The following is a 19,220-nucleotide window of genomic DNA, read 5'->3' as shown; positions in this document are numbered from 1 at the left end:
ACCCGCTGACCGAACTTCAAGGAGATCGATAAGTGCTGACGGTGGACTTCGCCCGGCTGCCGGTCGGGCCCGGCGTACGCGTGCTCGACCTGGGTTGCGGCGGCGGCCGGCACGCCTTCGAGGTGCTGCGCCGGGGCGCGGACGTGGTCGCCTTCGACATGGACCAGTCCGAGCTGGACAGCGTGGCGGCCATGTTCGTGGCGATGGACAAGGCGGGTGAGGTGCCGCCCGGCGCCGGCGGCGAGACCGTTCAGGGTACGGCGCTGGACATGCCGTTCGAGGAGGGCTCCTTCGACCGGGTCATCGCGGCCGAGGTGCTGGAGCACATCCCCGACGACATGGCCGCGATGCGGGAGATCTTCCGGGTGCTCAAGCCCGGCGGCACCGCCGCGATCACCGTGCCGAGCTTCCTGCCCGAGCGGATCTGCTGGGCGCTGGACGAGGACTATCACACGGCCCCCGGTGGACATGTCCGGATTTATACGTTGGCTGAGCTGTCGGCCAAGCTGAAGTCCACCGGCTTCGACATCGGCCCCCACCACCACGCCCACGGCCTGCACGCCCCGTACTGGTGGATCAAGTGCGCGGTCGGCGTCAACAACGACGACCATCCGCTCGCCAAGGCCTACCACGAGCTGCTGGTCTGGGACATCATGAAGCGCCCGCCGCTCACCCGGCTGGCCGAGAACCTGCTCAACCCGCTCATCGGCAAGAGCGTGGTGCTCTACGTGAGGAAGCCCGCCGCGTGATCTCACGCGAGGAGGCCGTACGGACGGCCTTGAGCATCTCGGCGATCCAGAGCGACGACGGCGGCGTGCCCTGGCCGGAAGGCCACGTCGACGCGTGGAACCACGTCGAGTGCCTGATGGCGATGACCGTGGCGGGCCTGCGCGACCCCGTGGCGCGCGGCTATGACTGGCTGGCCCGGCACCAGCGCGACGACGGCTCGTGGGCGATGAAGCTGGTCGACGGCGTCGCCACCGAGCAGGGCGGCGAGTCGAACCACGCCGCCTATGTCGCGGTGGGCGTCTGGCACCATCACCTGGTGACGGGCGATCAGAAGCTCACCGAGCTCAGGTGGCCGATGGTCAAGAGGGCGCTCGACTACGTGGTGGGGCTCCAGACCGAACGCGGCGAGGTCGTCTGGGAGCGCGACGCGCATGGCCGGGCCTCCTCCTACGCGCTGCTCACCGGCTGCGCGTCGATCCACCAGGGGCTGCGCTGCGGCGTCCTGCTCGCCGACCACTTAGGCGACCCGCAGCCGCACTGGGAGCTGGCCGCCGACCGGCTGGCCCATGTGCTGGCCGCGCACCCGGAGGCGTTCACCGACAAGAGCCGCTTCTCCATGGACTGGTACTACCCCGTGCTCGGCGGCGCCGTCCGGGGCCCGGCGGCGGAGGAGCTGCTGGAGCGGGAGTGGGGCACGTTCGTGGTGCCGGGGCTGGGCATCCGATGCGTGTCGGACCAGCCGTGGGTGACCGGGGCGGAGACGTGCGAGCTGGCGCTGGCCCTCGACGCGCTGGGCGACCGCGACCGGGCCGCGCGGCTGTTCGCCGACGTCCAGCATCTGCGCCATGAGGACGGCTCGTACTGGACGGGCTGGCAGTTCGTCAACCAGCGGCACTTCCCGCACGAGCGGAGCGGATATACGGCCGCGGCGGCGGTGCTCGCCGCGGACGCGTTGTCCGCCTTCTCCCCGGGTGCGGGGATCTTCCGCGACATCAGCGCCCCCTCCGTCTCCCCCGCCGACCCGCATCTGTGTGGCTGCACGCCCGCGCGCGCGTGATCTCGACCGGGTACGCAAGGGCTTTTGCGGGTTCTTTGCCGGGAAATGCGGAGCGGCGCCGCTGAACGCCTCATTGGGGTTACTAGCTTCGTGAGTGGCCGTACGAGGCGTCTTCGGGGGAAGCGTGGGCGACACGGGCACAACAGCGTTCTTGGAGCAGGACAGGACCGAGCCGACAGCGTTCTTGGCACAAGACAGGACCGAGTCGACGTTTTCGCCGGTTCGCGGGCTACGGAAGCTGCTGCTGAAGGAGCAGTCCGAAGCCGACCTGGCCCGGCGGAGGTTCCGGCTACGGCAGGGACATTCCCGGGCGGCCGTCGAAGGGGCCGAGCGGTCATACCTTTTCGGGTACAACGCCGCTCTTTCCGATGAAGCCGACAGGATCGACGAGGTTGCTCCGGAGCAGCGGAGCTTCGCCTACGAGGGGGCCGGTGCCGCGTGCACCGTGCTCGACCTGCTCACCATGACTCGGGGCCGGCGCCTTCACGAGCTACTGGCCGGCCCCGCCCAGCTCCACCCGTACGCCGTGCACCTCGGTGCCGGGCGCGGCTACGCGCTGCTGCGCGTGCGGCCCATGTGGGGCGTACGGCGGGCCCATCCGTTGTTCCGGTGGCTGGCCGTGGATGGGTTCGGGTTCCAGCGGAGCCTGACGCGGGCCGATCGGATGGTGGGCGAGCGGGCCATGCCCGACCTGCTCACCCGGAGCCACTGCGCGATCTTCGACCAAGGGCTGGGGCGGCTGCTCTGGTACCACGAGTGCGCCTCACCGGACGACGTGGCGGCCAGGATCGCCGCCTACCCCGCAGGCCGCCGGGCCGATCTGTGGAGCGGTGTCGGGTTCGCCGCGACGCACACGGGTGGCGCGAACGCCGATGAGCTGTGGTGGCTGACCGACCACGCGGGGGCCGACGGGTTCCGGGCCCATCTGGCTCAGGGGAGCGCGTTCGCCGCCTCGGCCAGGCTCCAGGCGGGGGCGCTGCCGGACCACGTGGCGCAGGCCGTACCGATCCTGGCGGGGGCGGAGCCCGACGAGGCCGCCGGGTGGACCGAGGGGGCGCTCATCGCGCTCGGCCACGACCCGCACACCCACGAGGACTTCCAGTCCTGGCGGGCCCACACCCGCAGAGCATGGACCCGCCGCCGGACGCGGCACTAAACGCCTGGCGCCACGCGCTCCAGGACGCGCAGCGAGCCCTCCACCGAGGTCTCGGTGAACGCGCCCGAGGCCAGCGCCCGCAGATAGACCTGGTAGGGAGCCTGACCGCCGTCGGCCGGATCCGGATAGATGTCGTGGAAGACCAGCGCGCCGCCGGCCATGACGTGCGGCGCCCAGCCCTCGTAGTCGCGCGTCACCGGCTCCTCGGAATGGCCGCCGTCGATGAACAGCAGCCCCAAAGGCGTGTTCCAGAGCCGGGCCACCTGCTCGGAGTGGCCCACCACGGCGATCACCTCGTCCTCCAGCCCGGCGGCGGCGATCGTCTGGCGGAAGGTCGGCAGCGAGTCCATTTTGCCGAACCGCGGATCGACCAGCGTCGGGTCATGGTGGGCCCAGCCGGGCTGGATCTCCTCCGAGCCGCGGTGGTGGTCCACGGTGATGACCACGGACCCGGCCAGCCGGGCCGCCGCCCCGAGGTAGACGGCCGACTTGCCGCAGTAGGTGCCGATCTCGCAGATCGGCCCGAGCTTGCCGTACTGGCAAGCCGCCTCGAACAGCGCCAGGCCCTCCTTCTCCGGCATGAAACCCTTGGCTTGCTTGGCTGCGAATCGCAGTTCAGGCGGCATCGTCATAGGGATGCACCCTAGTAGAACCGAACAACATTCCAGCGCCCCCTTGCCCGCCATTCTGCAACCTGTTCTACTTGGCAACGTGAATCAGCGCGCTCGCATCGCGATGTCCGGAGACGAGGTCACCGCCTTCCTCGAAGGGGCCCGCAAGCTCCAGCTCGCGACCATCAACCCTGACGGTACGCCCCATCTGGTGACCATGTTCTACGGCCTCGACGAGGGGCGGATCGTCTTCTGGAGCTACGCCAAGGCGCAGAAGGTCCGCAACCTGGAGCGCGACCCACGGGTGAGCTGCCTGATCGAGACCGGCGAGGACTACAACGAGTTGCGCGGCGTCCTGCTGTACGGCGAGGCCAAGCGTATCGACGAGCCCGAGCAGGTCCTGGCCGTCGGCATGAAGGTCACGCGCAGGATGACCCCGGACGTGCCGGACGAACTTTTGCGGCCATATGTCGAACAAACTGGGCGGAAACGGGTCGCTTACCTTGTCGAGCGCACCAAAGTGGTCTCATGGGATCACAGGAGGCTCACATGAGGGTCAAGGTAGATGAGATGGTGTGCGAGGCCAATGCGGTGTGCATGGGGCTCGCACCCGAGGTGTTCGACGTGGACGACGATGACCAGCTCCACATCCTGCTCCCGGAACCACCCCCCGAACTCCTGGACCGCGTCCGCCACGCAGTCCGGTCCTGCCCCAAAGCCGCTCTTTCCCTAGAGGAATAGCCGGAGGAGGAACTCCCCATGCGCGCCGCCCTTCTGCACGCCGTAGGCGACGACAAGCTGGACATCCGCGACGATGTCACCCTCACCCCCGTCGGCCCGACCGACGTACGGGTGCGGATCAAGGCTACGGGCGTCTGCCATTCGGACCTGTCGGCCATGTCCGGCGTGCTGCCGCAGCCCGTACCGCTCGTCCCGGGTCACGAGGGCGCGGGCGAGGTGGTCGAGGTGGGCGAGCATGTTTCCTCGGTCCAGCCGGGCGATCACGTGATCATCAACTGGCGCCCGTCCTGCCAGGACTGCGAGCTGTGCCTGGGCGGCCAGCCGTACCTCTGCATGAAGTACGTGATCGAGTCCTTCACCAAGGGCAACTTCCGCTTCGGCGGCGACCAGACGGCGTACGGCATGGCCGGATGCGGCACCTGGGCCGAGGAGATCGTCGTCCCCTGGCAGGGCGCGATCAAGATCGACACGGACATCTCGTGGGAGGCGGCCGCGCTGATCGGCTGCGGCATCACCACCGGCGTGGGCGCCGCACTCAACACCGCCAAGGTACGCCCCGGCTCGACCGTCGCCGTCGTCGGCTGCGGCGGCGTCGGCCTGTCCGTCATCCAGGGCGCGCGCGTCTCCGGCGCCCGGACGATCCTGGCGATCGACCCGCTGGAGTCCAAGCACGAACTGGCCAAGAAGGTCGGCGCCACCCACGCCGTCACCCCCGAGCAGGTCCCCGAGGCGGTCAACGAGCTGACCGGGGGCGGCGGCTTCGACTACGGCTTCGAGGTGGTCGGCAAGGCGGCCACCATCCAGAGCGCCTGGCAGGTCACCCGCGCGGGCGGCGAGGTCATCGTGGTCGGCGCGGGCGCGGTGGACGACATGGTGTCGATCTCCGCGTTCAGCCTGCTGTTCGAGGGCAAGAACCTGCTGTCCAGCCTGTACGGCGAAGCCGACGTGCGGCACGCCTTCCCGTACTTCGCCAAGCTCTACAAGGCCGGCCAGCTGGACCTGGAATCCATGATCAGCGCCCGAATCCGGCTGGCCGACCTGAACGACGCCGTGGCCGCGCTCAAGGGCGGCGAGGTGCTGCGCCAGATCGTCCTCATGGACTAGCGCGCACCGCGGCCGCCAGCTCCCCCAGACGCTGAGCGTCAAGCTGACCGGCCCGGCTCATCCTGACATATGTGGCGTATCTGGCACCCGGCCGCAACAGCGTGACCTCGGTGTCCGTCCGTACGGCAGGCACCCCGCCAACCGTCGCGTTGGGCTTCGCCGCATCGGCGGCGTTCTCGACGCCGACCTCCACCCACTCGCGCTCGTCGCCGTAGCGGAGCCCGACCCGGGCGGGCTCCGCTCGTTGCGGGTACGACGCGACCGTTCCGGACAGCGGCCCGGCCGGCCCACCGTCCGCCAGGGTGAAGGGCACCTCGACGCGATCTCCGGTGATCGGCAGCACGCTCTGCGCGACTCGATGGGCGGTGTCCTCGTCCATCCGGGCTCCCTTGACGGACACGACGCCCCACGCGCCCGGCGCCCACTCCCAGACCATCTCCGCTGCTCCCGACCTGAGCAGCGGCCTGGACGGCCAGTAGGCGGGCCGCCCGTTGACGGGCGGCGCCGTCTCGCCGTCGGACGGCGACAGGGCGGCGAACGGGCTCCGGCCTCGTGGATACATCTCCACGAGCGCGTCCGCCGTGTCCGCCTTCGCCGGATCCGCCAGGCGCAGGCGCACCCGCTGGTGGTCGTACCCCGTCTCATAGGAGTCGGGAGTGAAGCCGCCCGCCGATCCCACCGTGAACATGCGGGTCAGCACGTCGAACCCGGCCGGGCGGCTGATCGGCTGGGGTTCCGGCGGCCGTGCCGTACGTCCCAGCGCGGTGCCTCCGACGATGACCGCGACCACCGCGCCCACGCCGGCCGCCGCGCTCATGACCCGGCGCGCCCTGACCCGGCGCCGCCCGGTGCGCATGGCGCGGGCCAGGTCGATCGTGCCGCTGCCTGGGGGCTCCGCCTCGCGCAGCGGGTCCAGCAGCCGCCTGTCAACCGGCTCAGAGCCGCCCATCACGCGCCACCCCCTCCTCGACGAACATCCGATCCCCCAGCAGGTCGCGCAGCGTGGCCAGCCCACGCGCCGACTGGCTCTTGACCGTCCCCGTGGAGCAACCGAGGATCTCCGCCACTTCCGACACCGGCAGGTCGTACAGGAAGCGCAGCACGAGCACCGCCCGCTGGCGTGGCGGCACCTTGGCCAGCGCCGCGTGCACGACCGATCGAGTCTCCAGGTCCGGAGGCTTCGTGCTCCGCGTGCCCGGGAGCTCGTGTGCCATCCCGCTGAGGCTGACCCTCGTCCACCAGCCGAGCCGCTGGTCGTTGAGAAAGCAGCGCACGAGCATCGCGTCCACGTAGCGGTTCAGGTCGGTGGCGGCCTTGGCGCGCTTCCAGTGGATGTAGAGCCTGGTGATGGCCATCTGGACCACGTCGTCGGCCCGGTGCGTGTCCTTGCACAGGTAGAAGGCGAGCCGCCGGAGTGACGCCAGTCGCGCGGTCACGTACTCGACGTACTCCTGTTCCTGAGCGGGCTGCATCGATCACCTCCTCGCTCTGTGTGACACGGCCGGGCGGGCGAAAGGTTGCAACCCTGGCGGTCCTATACGTCCCAGATCCAGACGCCGCCCTCCTGGCGGCCGGGGCCGAGGAGGTCGGTCAGCGTTCGCAGGAGCTCGGCCTGCCGCTGGTGCGGGCCGAGGACCACGGCATCGGCTCGCCAGTACGCGAGGTCCGCGCGGGCCTGGCGGCGTTCGGCCGCGCCGATGGACGGCACCTGGCCACTGTCGCGTACGTCACGCAGCAGGGACGCGGTGGGACGGGGCGCGGTGCCGTACACACCCTGCCGGTCAGGTCCGTAAGGGCCGACGAAGTAGCCCTCGGGCAGGGAGAAGCCCAGACCGGCGTCGATCTGCCAGCGCAGGGCAGTGGCATCGGCCGCGTCGGGCGGCGGCGCCGGCACCAACGCGCGGCCCTCGCGCACGTGCCGCCGCCAGAGACCGGCGGTAAAGAACTCCGGGGTGGCCGGCCGGTCAGCCGCGACCAGCGGCTTGGGCGCGAGCGGCACCAACGCCTCGGCCAGGGCCAGGCCGAGCAGCACCCGCGCGGGGGCGCCGCGCCACGAGGCGGCGATCACCCGGTCGGCGGCGACGGCCAGCAGTACGGCCATCGCGGGCACGCAGACGATCGCGAACCGCGACTCCAACACCGACTCGAACATCGGCAACCGCGACATCACCTCCCACGGCCCCGCGAGACCCGATTTTTCGCCATAAAAGATGATCTCTGGACCGAGGGAGAACGCCGCCGCCACGACCACGACCGCTCCGAGCGGGATCACGACGGGGACGCGCCGCAGCCACACCACGAGGCCGATGACCAGGATGACCAGCGGCCAGCCGAAGAAGGCGTTCTGCTCGGTCGGGTTCAGCGAGAGCGACCCCGCCACGGTGGCGTCCCCCGCCAGCGAGCGCCCCGCGAACGACACCAGAGCACGCACGTCGTTGCCCGCCGGCCCGTGGATCAGGCTCGCGTAGCTCTGCGGCCCGGTGAACTGGAACACCAGCGCGGGACCGGCCAGAGCCAGACAGACCGTCGCCGCCACTGCCACGCCCACGACCACCGGCCGCGTCGGTGGGCGGACCGCGAGCGCGTACCCGAGACCGAAGACCGCCAGTCCGGTGGCGGCCAGCAGCAGCACCTCCTCCCCCAGGAAGATCTGGTACGCGATGAGCACCCCGAGGATCACGCCATCACGCAAGATCCGCCGATGCCGGTGCAGCAGCACGAGCCGGTGGATGACGAGCGGGATCACGAACACCACGACGAAGTTCGGATGGGCGTTGGCATGCGAGACGATCGGCGGTGCGAACGCGCAGAACACGGCCCCGATCGCGGCGGCCGCGCGCGTGGCCACCAGTTGCCTGGACAGGAGCCAGTACCACGCGAAGGCGCTGCCCGCGAGCCCGCCGGTCAGCACCACCGCCCACGTGGCCGACGGCCCGAAGGCCAGCGTCAGCGGCGCCAGCGGGATCGACAGGCCCAGCATGACCGTGTTGGCCATGAGGTTCACGCCAAGCGGATGGTTCTGCAGCGTGGTGAACAGCGGCGACTCGCCGTTGAGCAGGTTGTGCGCGGTGACGGAGAAGAACCACTCCCACTGGTTCTGGTCCTGGCCGCCCTCGATCAGGTAGCGGCGTGCCGGATCGGCCCAGAGATGCGCGTAGACCAGCACGGCCAAGGCGAGGAAGGCGGCGGCGAACCCGAGATCGGCGCACCCCCGCCTGAGGTGCGGGATCACCGACGCCCGGCGAGCACTCGGCACAGCTCGATGAGCATCCGCAGGTAGTGATGCGGGCGCAGCTTCGACCCCGGCTGGTGCGCCCAGCGGACCGGAACCTCCCTGACCACCCAGCCCCGCCGGGAGAAGGCACGCAGAATCTCCACGTCGAATCCCCAGCCGTCCACCCTGGCCCGGCTGAACGCCAGCCTGGCCTTCTCACCGTCGAACAGCTTGAACCCGCACTGGGTATCGGCCACGCCGGGTACGGCGCTCGCCTGGATCAGCCGGTTGCCCAGGGTGCCGAGCAGCCTTCTGACCACGTGCTGAGGCGTCTCCACCCGGGCGCCGGGGCAGGCGCGCGATCCGATCGCGGCATCGGCGCCCAGCGCCAGCGTGGCCCGCAGACCGGCCAACTCCTCGATCGGCGTGGCCAGGTCCGCATCGGTGAACAGCACCTGGCCTCCCCTGGAGGCGAGCACACCGTGGCGCACCGCGCACCCCTTGCCCTGGTTCGCGGGCCGGCGAAGGACACGGACGCCCGGCTCGTCCCGGGCGACCCGAAAGGCCAGCGCGGCCGTGCCATCCGTCGAGCCGTCGTCGACGACGATGAGCTCCCAGCGCAGTGATGTGCCGCGAAGATAGCCGAGCACGGCCGTGAGCGTCGCGCCGAGCCTGCGTTCCTCGTTGTAGGCGGGAATGACCACCGACAGGTCGATGGCGACGGGCTGAGCCGCGACGACAGGCGCCCGATCGAGTGTTGCCTCGCTCATACCGTGGAGACAGGGCCGGACGTCATCCAGGTTGCAGCGAAGGGCAGACCGGCCGCCGCGCGGCGGCCGGCTCGATGGTCACCAGGCGACCGGGAGCGACACCGGCCCGCGGATGACCATGCCGCTCTTCCAGCTCAACTCCTCCCCTGCCACGGCCAGCCGCAGGCCGGGCAGGCGCCGGAGCAGCGCGGCGAGCGCCACCTGAAGCTCCATCCGGGCCAGTGGCGCCCCGGGACAGAAGTGCGGGCCGTGGCCGAAGGCGAAGTTCGGCTGCGGCTTGCGGGTGAGGTCGAGCCGCTCCGGGTCCTCGAACACCCCGGGATCGCGGTTGGCGGTGTAGTAGGCCGGGAAGACCGGCTCGTCCGCGCGTACGGTGCCGCCTTCGAGCGCCACGTCCTCGGTGGCGTACCTCGGGATGAACGTGGCGGCGGTCGCCGTCACCGGGACGTACCTCAGTAACTCCTCGACCGCGTCCGCCAGGTCCACCTGCCCCTCACGCAGCAGGGCGAGCTGGTCGGGGTGGGTCAGCAACGCGTACGTGAAGTTGGCGATCTGCGACGCCGTGGTCTCGTAACCGGCGGCCAGCAGGGTCATCAGGAAGCCGATCAGCTCCTCCTCCGACAGGCTGTCCCGCTCGTCACGCGCCCGCACCAGAGCGCCGATCAGGTCGTCGGTAGGGGACTCGCGCCGGCGCGCCACCAGCCGCGCCAGGTAGCCACCGAGCGCGGCCAGCCGCGCCGTCTTCTCCTCCAGCGGTATCGCGGTCGTCGTCATGTACGCGTCGGCCCAGGACCGGAAGGTCGCCCGATCCTCGTACGGCACACCCAGCAGCTCGCAGATCATGGTCGCGGGCAGCGGCACGGCGTAGCCCTCCACCAGGTCGGCCGGTGGCCCTTGAGCCGCCAGCCGATCCAGCAGGTCCTCGACGATCTCCTCGGCGCGGGGCCTCAGCAGTTCGACCCGGCGCGCGGTGAACGCCTTGCCGATCAGCCGCCGCATCCGCGTGTGCTCCGGCGGGTCGAGGTCGGAGAGCCCGCCGGGCACCGGCTCCGGGTACATGCGCGGCGCGTCCCGGCCCACCGCAGCGGCCCTGCTGAAGCGCGGGTCGGCGAAGACCGTACGGACGTCGTCGTAGCGGGTCGCCAGCCAGGCCGGCTCGCCGTACGGCAGCTGAATCCGGGCCAGTGGCTCGTGCTCGCGCAGCCAGCCGTAGGTGTCGTCCAGTTCCAGTTGGTACGGCATGCCGAGCGGATAGTCCCTCATGGCCCCACCTCTCACCAGGTGACGAGCAGTCTGGCCCACGCTTTCACCAACCCTCCAGGCTGTCCAGATCATCGAAGGACAGGGAGTTGACCTGTGTCAGGCCATGTCGGCGGCGGTCGGCGGGGCTGTGACTCACGCGTGTGCGGCGTACGGGGAACTGCAACAGGCCGAAGGGTGCCGGACACTTACCAAGGTGTCCGGCACCTTTCGGCAAGGAGACTCTGTGACACACCGAGATCGCTTCGAAGCGGTCTATGACGCGTACTATCCGGCGATACATCAGTACGCCGCCCGCCGTACCAGCTCCCCCGACGACACCGCCGACGTCATCTCCGAGACGTTCCTCACCGCCTGGCGGCGCATCGGCGACGTGCCAGAGGGAGAGCGGGCACTGCTCTGGTTATACGGGGTGGCCCGCCGCGTACTGGCCAACCAGCAACGCGGCGCGTCCCGCAGGGCCGGGCTCGCTGAGCGGCTCCGCGACGAGCTGGCCGCCGACCGGCCCGTCAGACCGGTCGATCTGGAGTACGTACGCGCCGCCTTCGACGAGCTGCCCGAGCGTGACCGCGAAGTCATGGCGCTGGCCCACTGGGAGGGTCTGAGCAGCGAGCAGATCGCCAAGGTTTTGGGATGTACGGCCGTCGCCGCCCGGACCCGGCTGCACCGGGCGCGCAAGCGGCTGGCGGCGGCGCTGGAGCGGCCGACGTCCTCGACGATCGCGATGGGGGAAGCATGAGTGACATCGACAACCTGATGAGGGCCATCGATCCGACCCCGCACGCGCCGGAACAGGGGCCCGGCGCGCGCGAGCTACGTGCGGCGATCATGGCGACACCGGCTCCGGGCCGCCGACGGTCCTGGCTTCCGCAACGGGGAACCTTCGGACTCCGTCGGCCTGTCCTGGCATCGGCGGTCACCGCCGCGGCCGTGGCCGTGGCGATCGGCGTCGGCCTGCCGGCCGGGGGGCCGGCGACCGAGTTCGCCAACGCGGCCGTCTCCATCAAGCGGGCCGAGGACTCTTTCAGCGTCACCATCACGGACCCGGCGGCCGACCGCCGGCGCTTCGAGGAGGCGTTCCGGGCGGTCGGGTTGAACGTCACGGTGAAGGTCATCCCGGTGGCACCGGACGAGGTCGGCAAGCTGCTCGGCCCAATCGTTCCGGAGGGCTTCAAATGGCACGGAAGCATTGGGGTGCAGGACGTGACACCTTGCGCGTCGGTGTTCTGCGGCAAGGTCTGGATGCCCTCGGACTTCCCCGGACGCGTCGTCTTCGGGGTCGGCCGTCCCGCCAAGCCGGGCGAACCCTATGCCGAGGACGCCGCTTTCGATCCCGAGGGAGAGGAGGCCATGGACGGCTATACGGCTCATGGCAAAACGGTCGCGGCCGTGCGCGCCGAGGCGCGCCGCCGTGGATTGAAGATCGGCTACCGCCTGGTGTGGAGCTACCCTGGCGGCGGCTTCTCCGACCAGCCCGTCCCCGCGGACCGGATCAAGGACGGCTGGATCGTCAGCGGTTCCCGCGACCACAGCTCCGACACCGTCGACCTCTACGTCCTCCCTGGTGCCGGCGCCAGTCCCGCCCCCGACCCGCTGAAGGTCAGAACACCTCAGTGGTACGACGACCTCACCGACTGAGGAACAGCGCCCTGTCACATTTCCCGCGGTTGGAACGTCTTATAGGTAGCCGCCCGTAGGTAGCCGCCCGTTAGTCCAGGCGTCCGCGCAGGGGAGATGAATCCTGTTGGTGTCCATCCCGGAAGTCCCATACACCGACCCCGCCAGCTGGCGGATCGCCATGGAAGCCAGTACGGCGAGCCTGTCGATGAACACCCTGAACGGTCCCCGACTCCTCGACGAGCTGTCGTGGTTCCAGGGTTCCTTCCGGCTGACTCCGGCCGGACTGCTGGCGGGATTCACCCTGCGACTGCCGCTGCCCACCCGCCCGGCGTGGCTGCGGGAGGAGGAGACGGCCGAACTGCTGTGGGAATCGGTGAGCCTCGAAGCCGCCGGGATCCCGAACCAGTTCAGCGGGCGGACCCGGCTGCGGCTCGGCCGACGGGAGACCTTCACGAGCGTGTCCGCTCTGTGCGCCAAGATTCCCGTCGGCCGTTCTGGCCGTCCCTACCTGAAGATCGTCCTGGAGACGGTGTTTCCGTCGTTGAGCCTGCGCTGGCCGCGCGAGGCACGGCTGCGGCTGCGTCCGGTGACGCTCAAGCTGTTCAGCGAGATCCGTCTCGCCGCGACCACCCCGCCGTCGTGATCCCGAGCCCATCCGTCACTCGGCCGCCTTGGGCCGGTAGGAGGCGATGATCACGCCGCTCTTCATGACCTTGGTGTCGACCAGCTCGAACGACGCCTTGAAGTCCTTGAGCGGCGTCGTCACGCTCTCGGCGCCTTCCAGCACCGGGGTGATCCAGAACCGGACCTCGTCCAGCAGACCCGCCCTGATGAGCTGAGTGGTGACCGAGCCGAACCCGTACAACAGGATGTCCTTGCCGTCCTGGGCCTTGAGCTTGGTGACCTCCTCGACCAGGTCGCCCTGCAGCACCTCGGTGTTCTTCCACGTGGGGTCGGTCAGGGTGGTCGAGGCGACGTACTTCTTGACGTTGTTGAAATAGGCCGCGCCGGTGGTCGGGTCGCTCTCGTCCCGGGTCGGCCAGGCGGCGGACATGCCGTCGTACGTGGCACGGCCCATCAGCAGCGCGTCGGCGCCATTCGTCTGCTCACCGGCGAATGCGGCAGCCTCGTCGTCGAAGTAGGGCATCGTCCACATCGGGTTCTCGATGACGCCGTCGAGGGTGATGTAGGTCGAGTTGATGATCTTGCGCATCGGGATCTCCTCAGTGTCGGGGTGCTGCTCGGTGACACCCACAACATCTCAGGTCCCGCTGACGATTCTCTTAAGATGCCCTACTCGGCCGATCTTCAGTTAATGGATCAGCGTACGGTCGTCGCCCGCGCGATCCAGCTCTCCGGCCCTGTGGCCGTCGTCGAGGGGGACCTTCTCGCCCCCGTACGCCTTCGACATCCGAGCGCGCAGTCTGCCCAGTGGGCCGCGCATGCCCTTCGGCGGGATGCCCGCGCTGTCGGGCTCGGCGACCGCCAACATCAGGACCGGCTCCTTGCCCCGTACGTGCGCCTCGATGTCGTCCGCCGCCGGCATGTGGGCCTCGACGAACTCACCACTGGGCAACCGCTTGATCACACCCGATTCGACGCCATGGGAAATGATGCCCGCGTCGTAGCGCTGGAGCCCCAGACAGATCCGGTACGTGATCACATACGCCAGCACGGGCGCCACGAAGATCAGCACCCGGCCCGCGTACGTCGTCACATTGAGGCTGATGTGGAAATTGGCGGAGATCTCGTCGTTGGCACCGAAGAGCCAGAGCACGCCGTAGAACACGATGGCCGTCATGCCGATCGCCGTGCGGTGCGGATTGTTGCGCGGGCGGTCGGCGAAGTTGTGCTCGCGCTTGTCACCCGTCACCCACTGCTCCAGGAACGGATACAACGCCAGACCCGTCAAGACGATACCCAGCGGCGCCAGTGCCGGGATGATGACGTTGAGCGGCACTGTGCCCGCATGAGACGTACCGAACAGGTTGATCTCCCACGGAGGCATGATGCGCAACGCGCCTTCGAGGAAGCCCATGTAGAAGTCGGGCTGCGAACCCGCCGACACGTCGGCGGGCGTGTAGGGCCCGAACAGCCAGATCGGGTTGATCTGGGCGAACGTCGCCAGCCCCGCGATCACCCCGAACGTGAACAGGACGTACGCCCCCGCCTTGGCCATGAACGCCGGATAGAACGGCGCACCCACCACGTTCCGGTTCGTCTGGGTCTTGCCAGCCATCTGGGTGTGTTTCTGCATCCACATGAGCACCAGGTGAGCGGTGACCAGCGCCAGGATGATGCCCGGGATGAGCAGAATGTGCAGCGAATAGAACCGGGAGATGACATCTCCGCCCGGATACTCCCCGCCGAACAGGAAGAACGTCGCGTACGTACCGACCAGCGGCAATGAGACCAGCACACCTTCGGTGATCCGCAGACCGGCGCCGGACAGCAGGTCGTCGGGCAGCGAGTATCCGGTCAGCCCCTCCAGGAGCGCCAGCGTCAGCAGCAGCACGCCGATCACATGGTTGAGCTCGCGCGGCTTGCGGTAGGCGCCGGTGAAGAACACCCGCAGCGCGTGCACGATGGTGCTCGCCACGAAGATCAGCGCCGCCCAGTGATGCATCTGCCTGACCAGGAGGCCACCCCGGACGTCGAAGCTGAGCTCCAGCGACGACGCGTAGGCCTGGGACATCAGGACGCCTTTGAGCGGGGCGTACGACCCGTCGTAGACGATCTCCGCCATGCTGGGCTTGAACCAGAACGTCAGGAACGTCCCAGTCAGCAGCAGGAAGACGAACGCATACAGCGCGATCTCCCCCAACAGGAACGTCCAGTGGTCGGGGAAGATCTTGCGCATGTTGCGCTTGATGAAGTTGGCCGCGCCGAGGCGCTCATCGAGCCAGTTCGAGGGGCTTGAGACGGCGTTCGGGATGGTCTTGAGCTCGTTCATCCGTTATCTCCGCTCACACCGACCGCCATGTCAGGCACTGTGGGCATGTCGCTCCCCGTTCTCGTGGACACCTCGCTACATAGACGCCACAGAGGTCCGAAATGTGACATGTCCGCCCGCGCTGAGCACCCTCCACACCCATGACAAAGGGGCCCGGTACGCTGCCGGGCCCCTTCTTGAGGTGGCTAGAAGTCGAACTCTCCCCGCTTGGCGCCGTCCATGAACGCAGCCCACACCGACGCGCTCACCACGTAGGGCTGCAGGTCAGGCCGCTCGGTGTCGCGGATACCCACGCGACCGGCGGACAGCGGGGCAACCTCCAGGCAATTTCCGTTGTCGCCCGAGTACGAAGACTTCCGCCATGCGGCGGTCCTGAGTTCCTCGTTCAGTTCCAGGTCCATCCCTGCTCCAACCTCTCCTCGATCTTCTTGATGGACAGGCTCTGGGGAAGGGCTTCCGCGCGGCACATCTGATAGCGGAGGCCGAGGGTCTCGATCTCAGCCGGTTTGTCCCACACCTTTCCCGATACCGGGCTGTCCACGAAGGCCGCGCTCGGCCCACCTGTCATATGCGCGATCACAAAGCCTCCGAGCAGTCCAGCCGTGAGACGGGCGCTGAGCGGGAGGATCTGGATCGTGATACACGGACTATGAGCCACCTCGATGAGGTGCGACAGTTGGTGGCGGGTGATACTTTCGCCCCCGATCGGACGGTAAAGGATCGACTCATCGAGGACCGCCCAGAGTGTGGGTGGGCTGTCTCTTTGGAAGATCTCCTTGCGCGCCATCCGGGACTTGACCGCCTCCTCCACCTGGTCACCGGTGACCCCCGGTTTTCCCGCCACGATGGCTCGGGCGTATTCGGGCGTCTGCAGGAGGCCAGGGACGATGGTTGGCTCCCAGGTCCAGAGTTCGCGAGCAGTCGCCTCGATGTCGAGCCAGGGGGCGAGCGTCTTGAAGACGGACTCCCGCTTGCCGACCGGCAGGAAGTCGCCCAGGCGGCCCGGCTCCAGCCCCAGTCTTTCCTCGCAGCGCTTGGCGAGCACCTCGGTCGGTGTGCGTACGGCTCGTTCGACGGAACCGACCTGGTTGGCGGAGAAACCGATCTTGTGGCCGAGTTGCCCTTGGGTCAGTCCCGCTTCGAGACGAAGCTGACGTAGTTCGTACCCGAAACGGGCCTCCGCGCTGGCGTCTGGATTCAACTCTTTGGCAGGACGCATCGGGGGCTACTCCTGGTCTGATCCCACAGGATCACACAACATTTCCCACCGAGGGGCTCATATTCGTGTGGCACGAGCCCTTACGGTCATCCCAAAAATTACCTGCCGGATGGCACGCTTACCAGCGTTTCAGGCCAACAATTCCCCGTGCGACACACGAATTCTCGAGATCGCGTGTTATAACGGCACAGAAATTCGGGCGAGTCAGGTGATTTCCATGCTAATACGAGCAGAAGATGTAATTCTCATCGGAGCAACCCGGCTGCGGCGCGGCCGTATGGCGCCGAAACAGGCGCGCGCGGCTGTCGCCTGGTGGCTCGCGGACGACCATCCGACGGTGCCCGATGTGCAGCAGGTGGTCTCTGAGCTGGTCACGAACGCCTGCGAGCACGTGGAAGGAGGCCCGGACCGCGAGTGGGTCACGGTGAGCGTGGGACGCGGGAACGGCTTCTTTCGCGTCGAGGTGACCGATCCCGGCGCATTTGGCGCTGAGCCGCATATGGCCGAGCCCGCTCCCGAGGCCGAATCGGGGCGCGGTATTCGCATTGTCGCTGATCTGTCCAACGGATGCTGGGGGACTTTTGTCACCGCAGTTGATCACCGCATCGTGTGGGCCAACGTGAAGTTTCGGACGGTAAGGCCGAATGCCGAATCCACATGTCTGGAAGCCCACCATTCAGCCACGACCTGAGTGCGGCGCCGCGTCCAGGTGACGAACAGGATCCCGGGCGAACCGTCCGAAGAGCGCGCGACCGAGAAGGGCCCTCAGCGGATACCACGCGCCGTCTTCGGCGCTGGCCACCAGGCCGCGTCTGCGATCGGGGTCGCCGGTGAGCCGGTGAGCCGGGAGACGACGTCGGTGACCACGGAGACCTCGCCCTTCTCGATCGCCTGGAACCACGAGATCCAGGTCTCGATCTGCTCTCCGCTGATGCCCAGTCGCCATCGCCGTGCGAAGGCTTCCTCAAGAGTCTCGGATTCGAAGCGGTAAGGCCGACCGGTGGCCGCGGCGATCCGGGTGACCGCTTCGTCGAGAGTCAGGGCCTCGGGCCCGGTGATCTCAAGGATCGCGCCGTCGTACGCGGAGCGGGGACCCTCATCGAGCGCGACGGCCGTGATCACGTCGGCGATGTCCTCGTGGGTGACGAAGGCGGCCCGGCCGGTGCTCGCGGGGCCGCTCACGACGAATTCCTCGTCGGCGAGGGCGGCCGGCGTCGACGCGTAGATGCCCGCCCGGAGCACCGTGTGGCGGATCCCGGCCCCTGCCAGGAACTGTTCGGTCAGCCACTGGTCGCGGGCGTTGACATAGGTGGCGATGGGCGACGCGCCGACGAGGGACACATACAGGACCCGGTTCACGCCGACCGCGATCGCGGCCTCGACCACGGTGGCGTGTTCCTCCAACCGACGTCCCGTGCGATGTCCGGAGACCAGGACGAGGGTCGACGCGCCCTCGAGCGCCTCGCGCATGTCCGAGGCGTCGGCGTAGGCGGCCGGACCGCGTCGCTGGGCGCCTGGCAGTTCGGGTATGCGGTCGGGGCTGCGTCCGACGAGGAGTTGGGGGACGCCATGCTCGGCGAGCCGGGCCGCGATCCGGCTGCCCAGCGCCCCGGTCACCCCGGTGACCGCCACCGTGGCGTGGTTCGCTTCAGACATGGGTTTCCCTCTATCCGGGGTCGCTGTGGATCGCGGAGCCCCTGCTGCCGACTACGTACCTGGAAGTGGATCACAGGCGAAGGCACGACACAAGCATGTCCAGCGCCGCCCACAAGGCTCCGACCTGCCAAAACGGTGGCCGAACCGAGCTACCACGACTCCACCTGCTCAGCTGTCAACGCATCAGCACGCCGTCATGCCAACGCGCCATATCCATGATCGTCACGCGGATCCGGTTGCGGTAATGGCTCCCACATACCCGCGTATCCTCCGTGCGCAAGACCAACCGGCTGGGGCAGGCCGAGCCGGGAGGAAGCCCGACGGGCCTGACGTGGCGGTGTCCAATAAATGTCGGTTCCGCTTGCTAACCTGCGGCATTCGCCGGTGACGATCCTGCAGGAGCTCTTCCGGCAGCTCTTCGTTGCCTGATCAGAGAGGGCGTGGACCCGGTGGATGACGGCGAGAAGAACGCGCTGTTGATGTTCCTGGAGGCGCAACGGGCCAGCGTGCTGGCGATCGTTGACGGCCTCGAGGTCGAAGCCTTGTCAACCGCGGTCCTGCCCTCGGGATGGACGGTTCTGGGGCTCGTGGAGCACCTTGGCCACGCCGAGCGGCACTGGTTCCAGGAGATCGCCACCGGGCACGCCGAGCCGCTGGCCTGGCCCGACGACCACATGCCGCTGACCACACCGCGACCACCGTCCGTGGTCTTCGCGTTCTACCGGGACCAGTGCGAGCGGTCCAACGCGGTCCTCGCCGCGACTCCGCTCTCGGCTCCCCCGCGAGGACGTCACCCCGGTCCGCTCGGGGACGAGGTCACCGACCTGCGGCGAATCGTCCTGCACATGATCGAGGAGACCGCACGCCATGCGGGCCACCTCGACGCCGCACGCGAGCTACTCGACGGCAAGACGGGACTCGGGCCTCGATAGCTGGTCCGCCAACCAGGCAAGGCATGGGGTTCGCGAGGGGCGGGAGCCCCTCGCCGGGGCGGAGCCCCAAGGAAACACGCCTGAGCGCCGTCCGCGCGAAGCGCGCCACGGCGAAGCCCGCGCTTGTCGGGGGTCGAAGGGGGCGGGAGCCCCCTGGGAAGCACGCCTGAGCGCCACTCGCGCGAAGCGCGCCCGACA

22 protein-coding genes are annotated in these 19,220 nt (G+C 68.8%); 11 read left to right on the top strand and 11 right to left on the bottom strand.

The genetic code is table 11. The features are described from left to right. Positions 1-32 precede the first annotated feature (32 nt). From AB0C30_RS28020 to AB0C30_RS28010, 3 genes are all read left to right on the top strand, one after another. Positions 33-749, top strand: coding sequence for a methyltransferase domain-containing protein (locus AB0C30_RS28020; protein ID WP_357949841.1), 717 nt, complete (start codon positions 33-35; stop codon positions 747-749). Beyond that, positions 746-1,786: a prenyltransferase gene (locus AB0C30_RS28015; RefSeq protein ID WP_357949839.1), complete on the top strand. Its 1,041-nt coding sequence runs from the start codon at positions 746-748 to the stop codon at positions 1,784-1,786. The genes AB0C30_RS28020 and AB0C30_RS28015 overlap by 4 nt, the downstream gene beginning before the upstream one ends. 151 nt (positions 1,787-1,937) lie before the next feature. Beyond that, entirely contained in the window at positions 1,938-2,942 is a 1,005-nt protein-coding gene (locus AB0C30_RS28010; protein ID WP_357949836.1) for a DUF1702 family protein, read from the top strand. Here AB0C30_RS28010 and AB0C30_RS28005 read toward each other — a convergent pair. Beyond that, positions 2,939-3,568 carry a class I SAM-dependent methyltransferase gene (locus AB0C30_RS28005; RefSeq protein WP_357950747.1) on the bottom strand — a complete coding sequence of 210 codons (630 nt, stop codon included), beginning with the start codon at positions 3,566-3,568 and terminating at the stop codon, positions 2,939-2,941. The two genes, AB0C30_RS28010 and AB0C30_RS28005, sit on opposite strands and share 4 nt — an antisense overlap. 85 nt (positions 3,569-3,653) lie before the next feature. Here AB0C30_RS28005 and AB0C30_RS28000 point away from each other — a divergent pair, with 85 nt between their 5' ends. Genes AB0C30_RS28000 through AB0C30_RS27990 form a run of 3 tightly spaced genes read left to right on the top strand, consistent with a single transcriptional unit; the run spans position 3,654 to position 5,398 of the window. After that, complete coding sequence (locus AB0C30_RS28000) at positions 3,654-4,106, top strand: pyridoxamine 5'-phosphate oxidase family protein (protein ID WP_357949834.1); 453 nt, start codon at positions 3,654-3,656, stop codon at positions 4,104-4,106. Beyond that, a complete protein-coding gene (locus AB0C30_RS27995) occupies positions 4,103-4,294 on the top strand; it encodes a ferredoxin (RefSeq protein ID WP_357949832.1) in 192 nt (63 codons plus the stop codon). Before AB0C30_RS28000 ends, AB0C30_RS27995 begins: the two co-directional genes overlap by 4 nt. Positions 4,295-4,312: 18 nt before the next feature. Further along, positions 4,313-5,398: a Zn-dependent alcohol dehydrogenase gene (locus tag AB0C30_RS27990; protein ID WP_357949829.1), complete on the top strand. Its 1,086-nt coding sequence runs from the start codon at positions 4,313-4,315 to the stop codon at positions 5,396-5,398. Here AB0C30_RS27990 and AB0C30_RS27985 read toward each other — a convergent pair. From AB0C30_RS27985 to AB0C30_RS27965, 5 genes are all read right to left on the bottom strand, one after another. Further along, positions 5,388-6,347, bottom strand: a complete 960-nt coding sequence (locus AB0C30_RS27985; RefSeq protein ID WP_357949826.1) for a hypothetical protein — start codon at positions 6,345-6,347, stop codon at positions 5,388-5,390. The two genes, AB0C30_RS27990 and AB0C30_RS27985, sit on opposite strands and share 11 nt — an antisense overlap. Then, positions 6,334-6,870, bottom strand: a complete 537-nt coding sequence (locus tag AB0C30_RS27980) for a SigE family RNA polymerase sigma factor (RefSeq protein WP_357949822.1) — start codon at positions 6,868-6,870, stop codon at positions 6,334-6,336. The genes AB0C30_RS27985 and AB0C30_RS27980 overlap by 14 nt, the downstream gene beginning before the upstream one ends. Before the next feature lie 62 nt (positions 6,871-6,932). Further along, positions 6,933-8,654 carry a glycosyl transferase gene (locus tag AB0C30_RS27975; protein WP_357949820.1) on the bottom strand — a complete coding sequence of 574 codons (1,722 nt, stop codon included), beginning with the start codon at positions 8,652-8,654 and terminating at the stop codon, positions 6,933-6,935. Beyond that, the gene (locus tag AB0C30_RS27970) at positions 8,627-9,382 is read right to left on the bottom strand and encodes a dolichyl-phosphate beta-glucosyltransferase (RefSeq protein ID WP_357949816.1); all 756 of its coding nucleotides are present in this window, start codon (positions 9,380-9,382) and stop codon (positions 8,627-8,629) included. Before AB0C30_RS27970 ends, AB0C30_RS27975 begins: the two co-directional genes overlap by 28 nt. Positions 9,383-9,460: 78 nt before the next feature. After that, positions 9,461-10,645: a cytochrome P450 gene (locus AB0C30_RS27965; protein ID WP_357949814.1), complete on the bottom strand. Its 1,185-nt coding sequence runs from the start codon at positions 10,643-10,645 to the stop codon at positions 9,461-9,463. Between the two features lie 103 nt (positions 10,646-10,748). Between AB0C30_RS27965 and AB0C30_RS27960 the strand changes: the two genes are divergently transcribed. The 3 genes from AB0C30_RS27960 to AB0C30_RS27950 all read left to right on the top strand — a co-directional run bounded on the left by AB0C30_RS27960 (position 10,749) and on the right by AB0C30_RS27950 (position 12,905). Further along, positions 10,749-11,381, top strand: a complete 633-nt coding sequence (locus AB0C30_RS27960) for a sigma-70 family RNA polymerase sigma factor (RefSeq protein WP_357949812.1) — start codon at positions 10,749-10,751, stop codon at positions 11,379-11,381. Continuing rightward, positions 11,378-12,280 carry a hypothetical protein gene (locus AB0C30_RS27955; RefSeq protein WP_357949808.1) on the top strand — a complete coding sequence of 301 codons (903 nt, stop codon included), beginning with the start codon at positions 11,378-11,380 and terminating at the stop codon, positions 12,278-12,280. The genes AB0C30_RS27960 and AB0C30_RS27955 overlap by 4 nt, the downstream gene beginning before the upstream one ends. Before the next feature lie 109 nt (positions 12,281-12,389). After that, on the top strand, positions 12,390-12,905 hold the full coding sequence (locus AB0C30_RS27950) for a hypothetical protein (RefSeq protein ID WP_357949805.1): 516 nt from the start codon (positions 12,390-12,392) through the stop codon (positions 12,903-12,905). 15 nt (positions 12,906-12,920) lie between these two features. Here AB0C30_RS27950 and AB0C30_RS27945 read toward each other — a convergent pair whose 3' ends face one another. The 4 genes from AB0C30_RS27945 to AB0C30_RS27930 form a co-directional block, all read right to left on the bottom strand. Next, positions 12,921-13,475, bottom strand: coding sequence for a dihydrofolate reductase family protein (locus AB0C30_RS27945; RefSeq protein ID WP_357949802.1), 555 nt, complete (start codon positions 13,473-13,475; stop codon positions 12,921-12,923). A gap of 99 nt (positions 13,476-13,574) precedes the next feature. Beyond that, positions 13,575-15,215: a cytochrome bc complex cytochrome b subunit gene (locus AB0C30_RS27940; protein WP_357949800.1), complete on the bottom strand. Its 1,641-nt coding sequence runs from the start codon at positions 15,213-15,215 to the stop codon at positions 13,575-13,577. Positions 15,216-15,400: 185 nt separating this feature from the next. After that, positions 15,401-15,616, bottom strand: a complete 216-nt coding sequence (locus tag AB0C30_RS27935; RefSeq protein ID WP_357949797.1) for a DUF397 domain-containing protein — start codon at positions 15,614-15,616, stop codon at positions 15,401-15,403. Then, positions 15,601-16,434, bottom strand: coding sequence for a helix-turn-helix transcriptional regulator (locus AB0C30_RS27930; RefSeq protein WP_357949794.1), 834 nt, complete (start codon positions 16,432-16,434; stop codon positions 15,601-15,603). The genes AB0C30_RS27935 and AB0C30_RS27930 overlap by 16 nt, the downstream gene beginning before the upstream one ends. Before the next feature lie 109 nt (positions 16,435-16,543). Here AB0C30_RS27930 and AB0C30_RS27925 point away from each other — a divergent pair, with 109 nt between their 5' ends. Continuing rightward, entirely contained in the window at positions 16,544-17,125 is a 582-nt protein-coding gene (locus AB0C30_RS27925; RefSeq protein ID WP_357949791.1) for an ATP-binding protein, read from the top strand. A 74-nt stretch (positions 17,126-17,199) separates the two neighbouring features. Here AB0C30_RS27925 and AB0C30_RS27920 read toward each other — a convergent pair whose 3' ends face one another. Further along, positions 17,200-18,090 carry an NAD(P)H-binding protein gene (locus AB0C30_RS27920; protein WP_357949788.1) on the bottom strand — a complete coding sequence of 297 codons (891 nt, stop codon included), beginning with the start codon at positions 18,088-18,090 and terminating at the stop codon, positions 17,200-17,202. Between the two features lie 440 nt (positions 18,091-18,530). On the opposite strand from AB0C30_RS27920, the gene AB0C30_RS27915 reads away from it, so the two are divergent. Further along, positions 18,531-19,022 (top strand): DinB family protein, encoded by a 492-nt coding sequence (locus AB0C30_RS27915; protein ID WP_357949786.1) that lies wholly within the window; start codon positions 18,531-18,533, stop codon positions 19,020-19,022. Positions 19,023-19,220: the final 198 nt, after the last annotated feature.

It is taken from the genome of Nonomuraea sp. NPDC048901 (genome assembly GCF_040649695.1).
GTDB lineage: Bacteria > Actinomycetota > Actinomycetes > Streptosporangiales > Streptosporangiaceae > Nonomuraea.
The sequence above is the reverse complement of the archived record's forward strand: the minus strand, read 5'-3'. Positions and strand labels throughout refer to the sequence as shown.

Coding starts and splice junctions, on each gene's coding strand:
- AB0C30_RS28005 (WP_357950747.1), bottom strand. CDS start 3,568: ATGCCGCCTGAACTGCGATTCGCAGCCAAGCAAGCCAAGGGTTTCATG.
- AB0C30_RS27995 (WP_357949832.1), top strand. CDS start 4,103: ATGAGGGTCAAGGTAGATGAGATGGTGTGCGAGGCCAATGCGGTGTGC.
- AB0C30_RS27990 (WP_357949829.1), top strand. CDS start 4,313: ATGCGCGCCGCCCTTCTGCACGCCGTAGGCGACGACAAGCTGGACATC.
- AB0C30_RS27985 (WP_357949826.1), bottom strand. CDS start 6,347: ATGGGCGGCTCTGAGCCGGTTGACAGGCGGCTGCTGGACCCGCTGCGC.
- AB0C30_RS27980 (WP_357949822.1), bottom strand. CDS start 6,870: ATGCAGCCCGCTCAGGAACAGGAGTACGTCGAGTACGTGACCGCGCGA.
- AB0C30_RS27970 (WP_357949816.1), bottom strand. CDS start 9,382: ATGAGCGAGGCAACACTCGATCGGGCGCCTGTCGTCGCGGCTCAGCCC.
- AB0C30_RS27965 (WP_357949814.1), bottom strand. CDS start 10,645: ATGAGGGACTATCCGCTCGGCATGCCGTACCAACTGGAACTGGACGAC.
- AB0C30_RS27960 (WP_357949812.1), top strand. CDS start 10,749: ATGTCGGCGGCGGTCGGCGGGGCTGTGACTCACGCGTGTGCGGCGTAC.
- AB0C30_RS27955 (WP_357949808.1), top strand. CDS start 11,378: ATGAGTGACATCGACAACCTGATGAGGGCCATCGATCCGACCCCGCAC.
- AB0C30_RS27945 (WP_357949802.1), bottom strand. CDS start 13,475: ATGCGCAAGATCATCAACTCGACCTACATCACCCTCGACGGCGTCATC.
- AB0C30_RS27940 (WP_357949800.1), bottom strand. CDS start 15,215: ATGAACGAGCTCAAGACCATCCCGAACGCCGTCTCAAGCCCCTCGAAC.
- AB0C30_RS27935 (WP_357949797.1), bottom strand. CDS start 15,616: ATGGACCTGGAACTGAACGAGGAACTCAGGACCGCCGCATGGCGGAAG.
- AB0C30_RS27930 (WP_357949794.1), bottom strand. CDS start 16,434: ATGCGTCCTGCCAAAGAGTTGAATCCAGACGCCAGCGCGGAGGCCCGT.
- AB0C30_RS27925 (WP_357949791.1), top strand. CDS start 16,544: ATGGCACGCTTACCAGCGTTTCAGGCCAACAATTCCCCGTGCGACACA.
- AB0C30_RS27920 (WP_357949788.1), bottom strand. CDS start 18,090: ATGTCTGAAGCGAACCACGCCACGGTGGCGGTCACCGGGGTGACCGGG.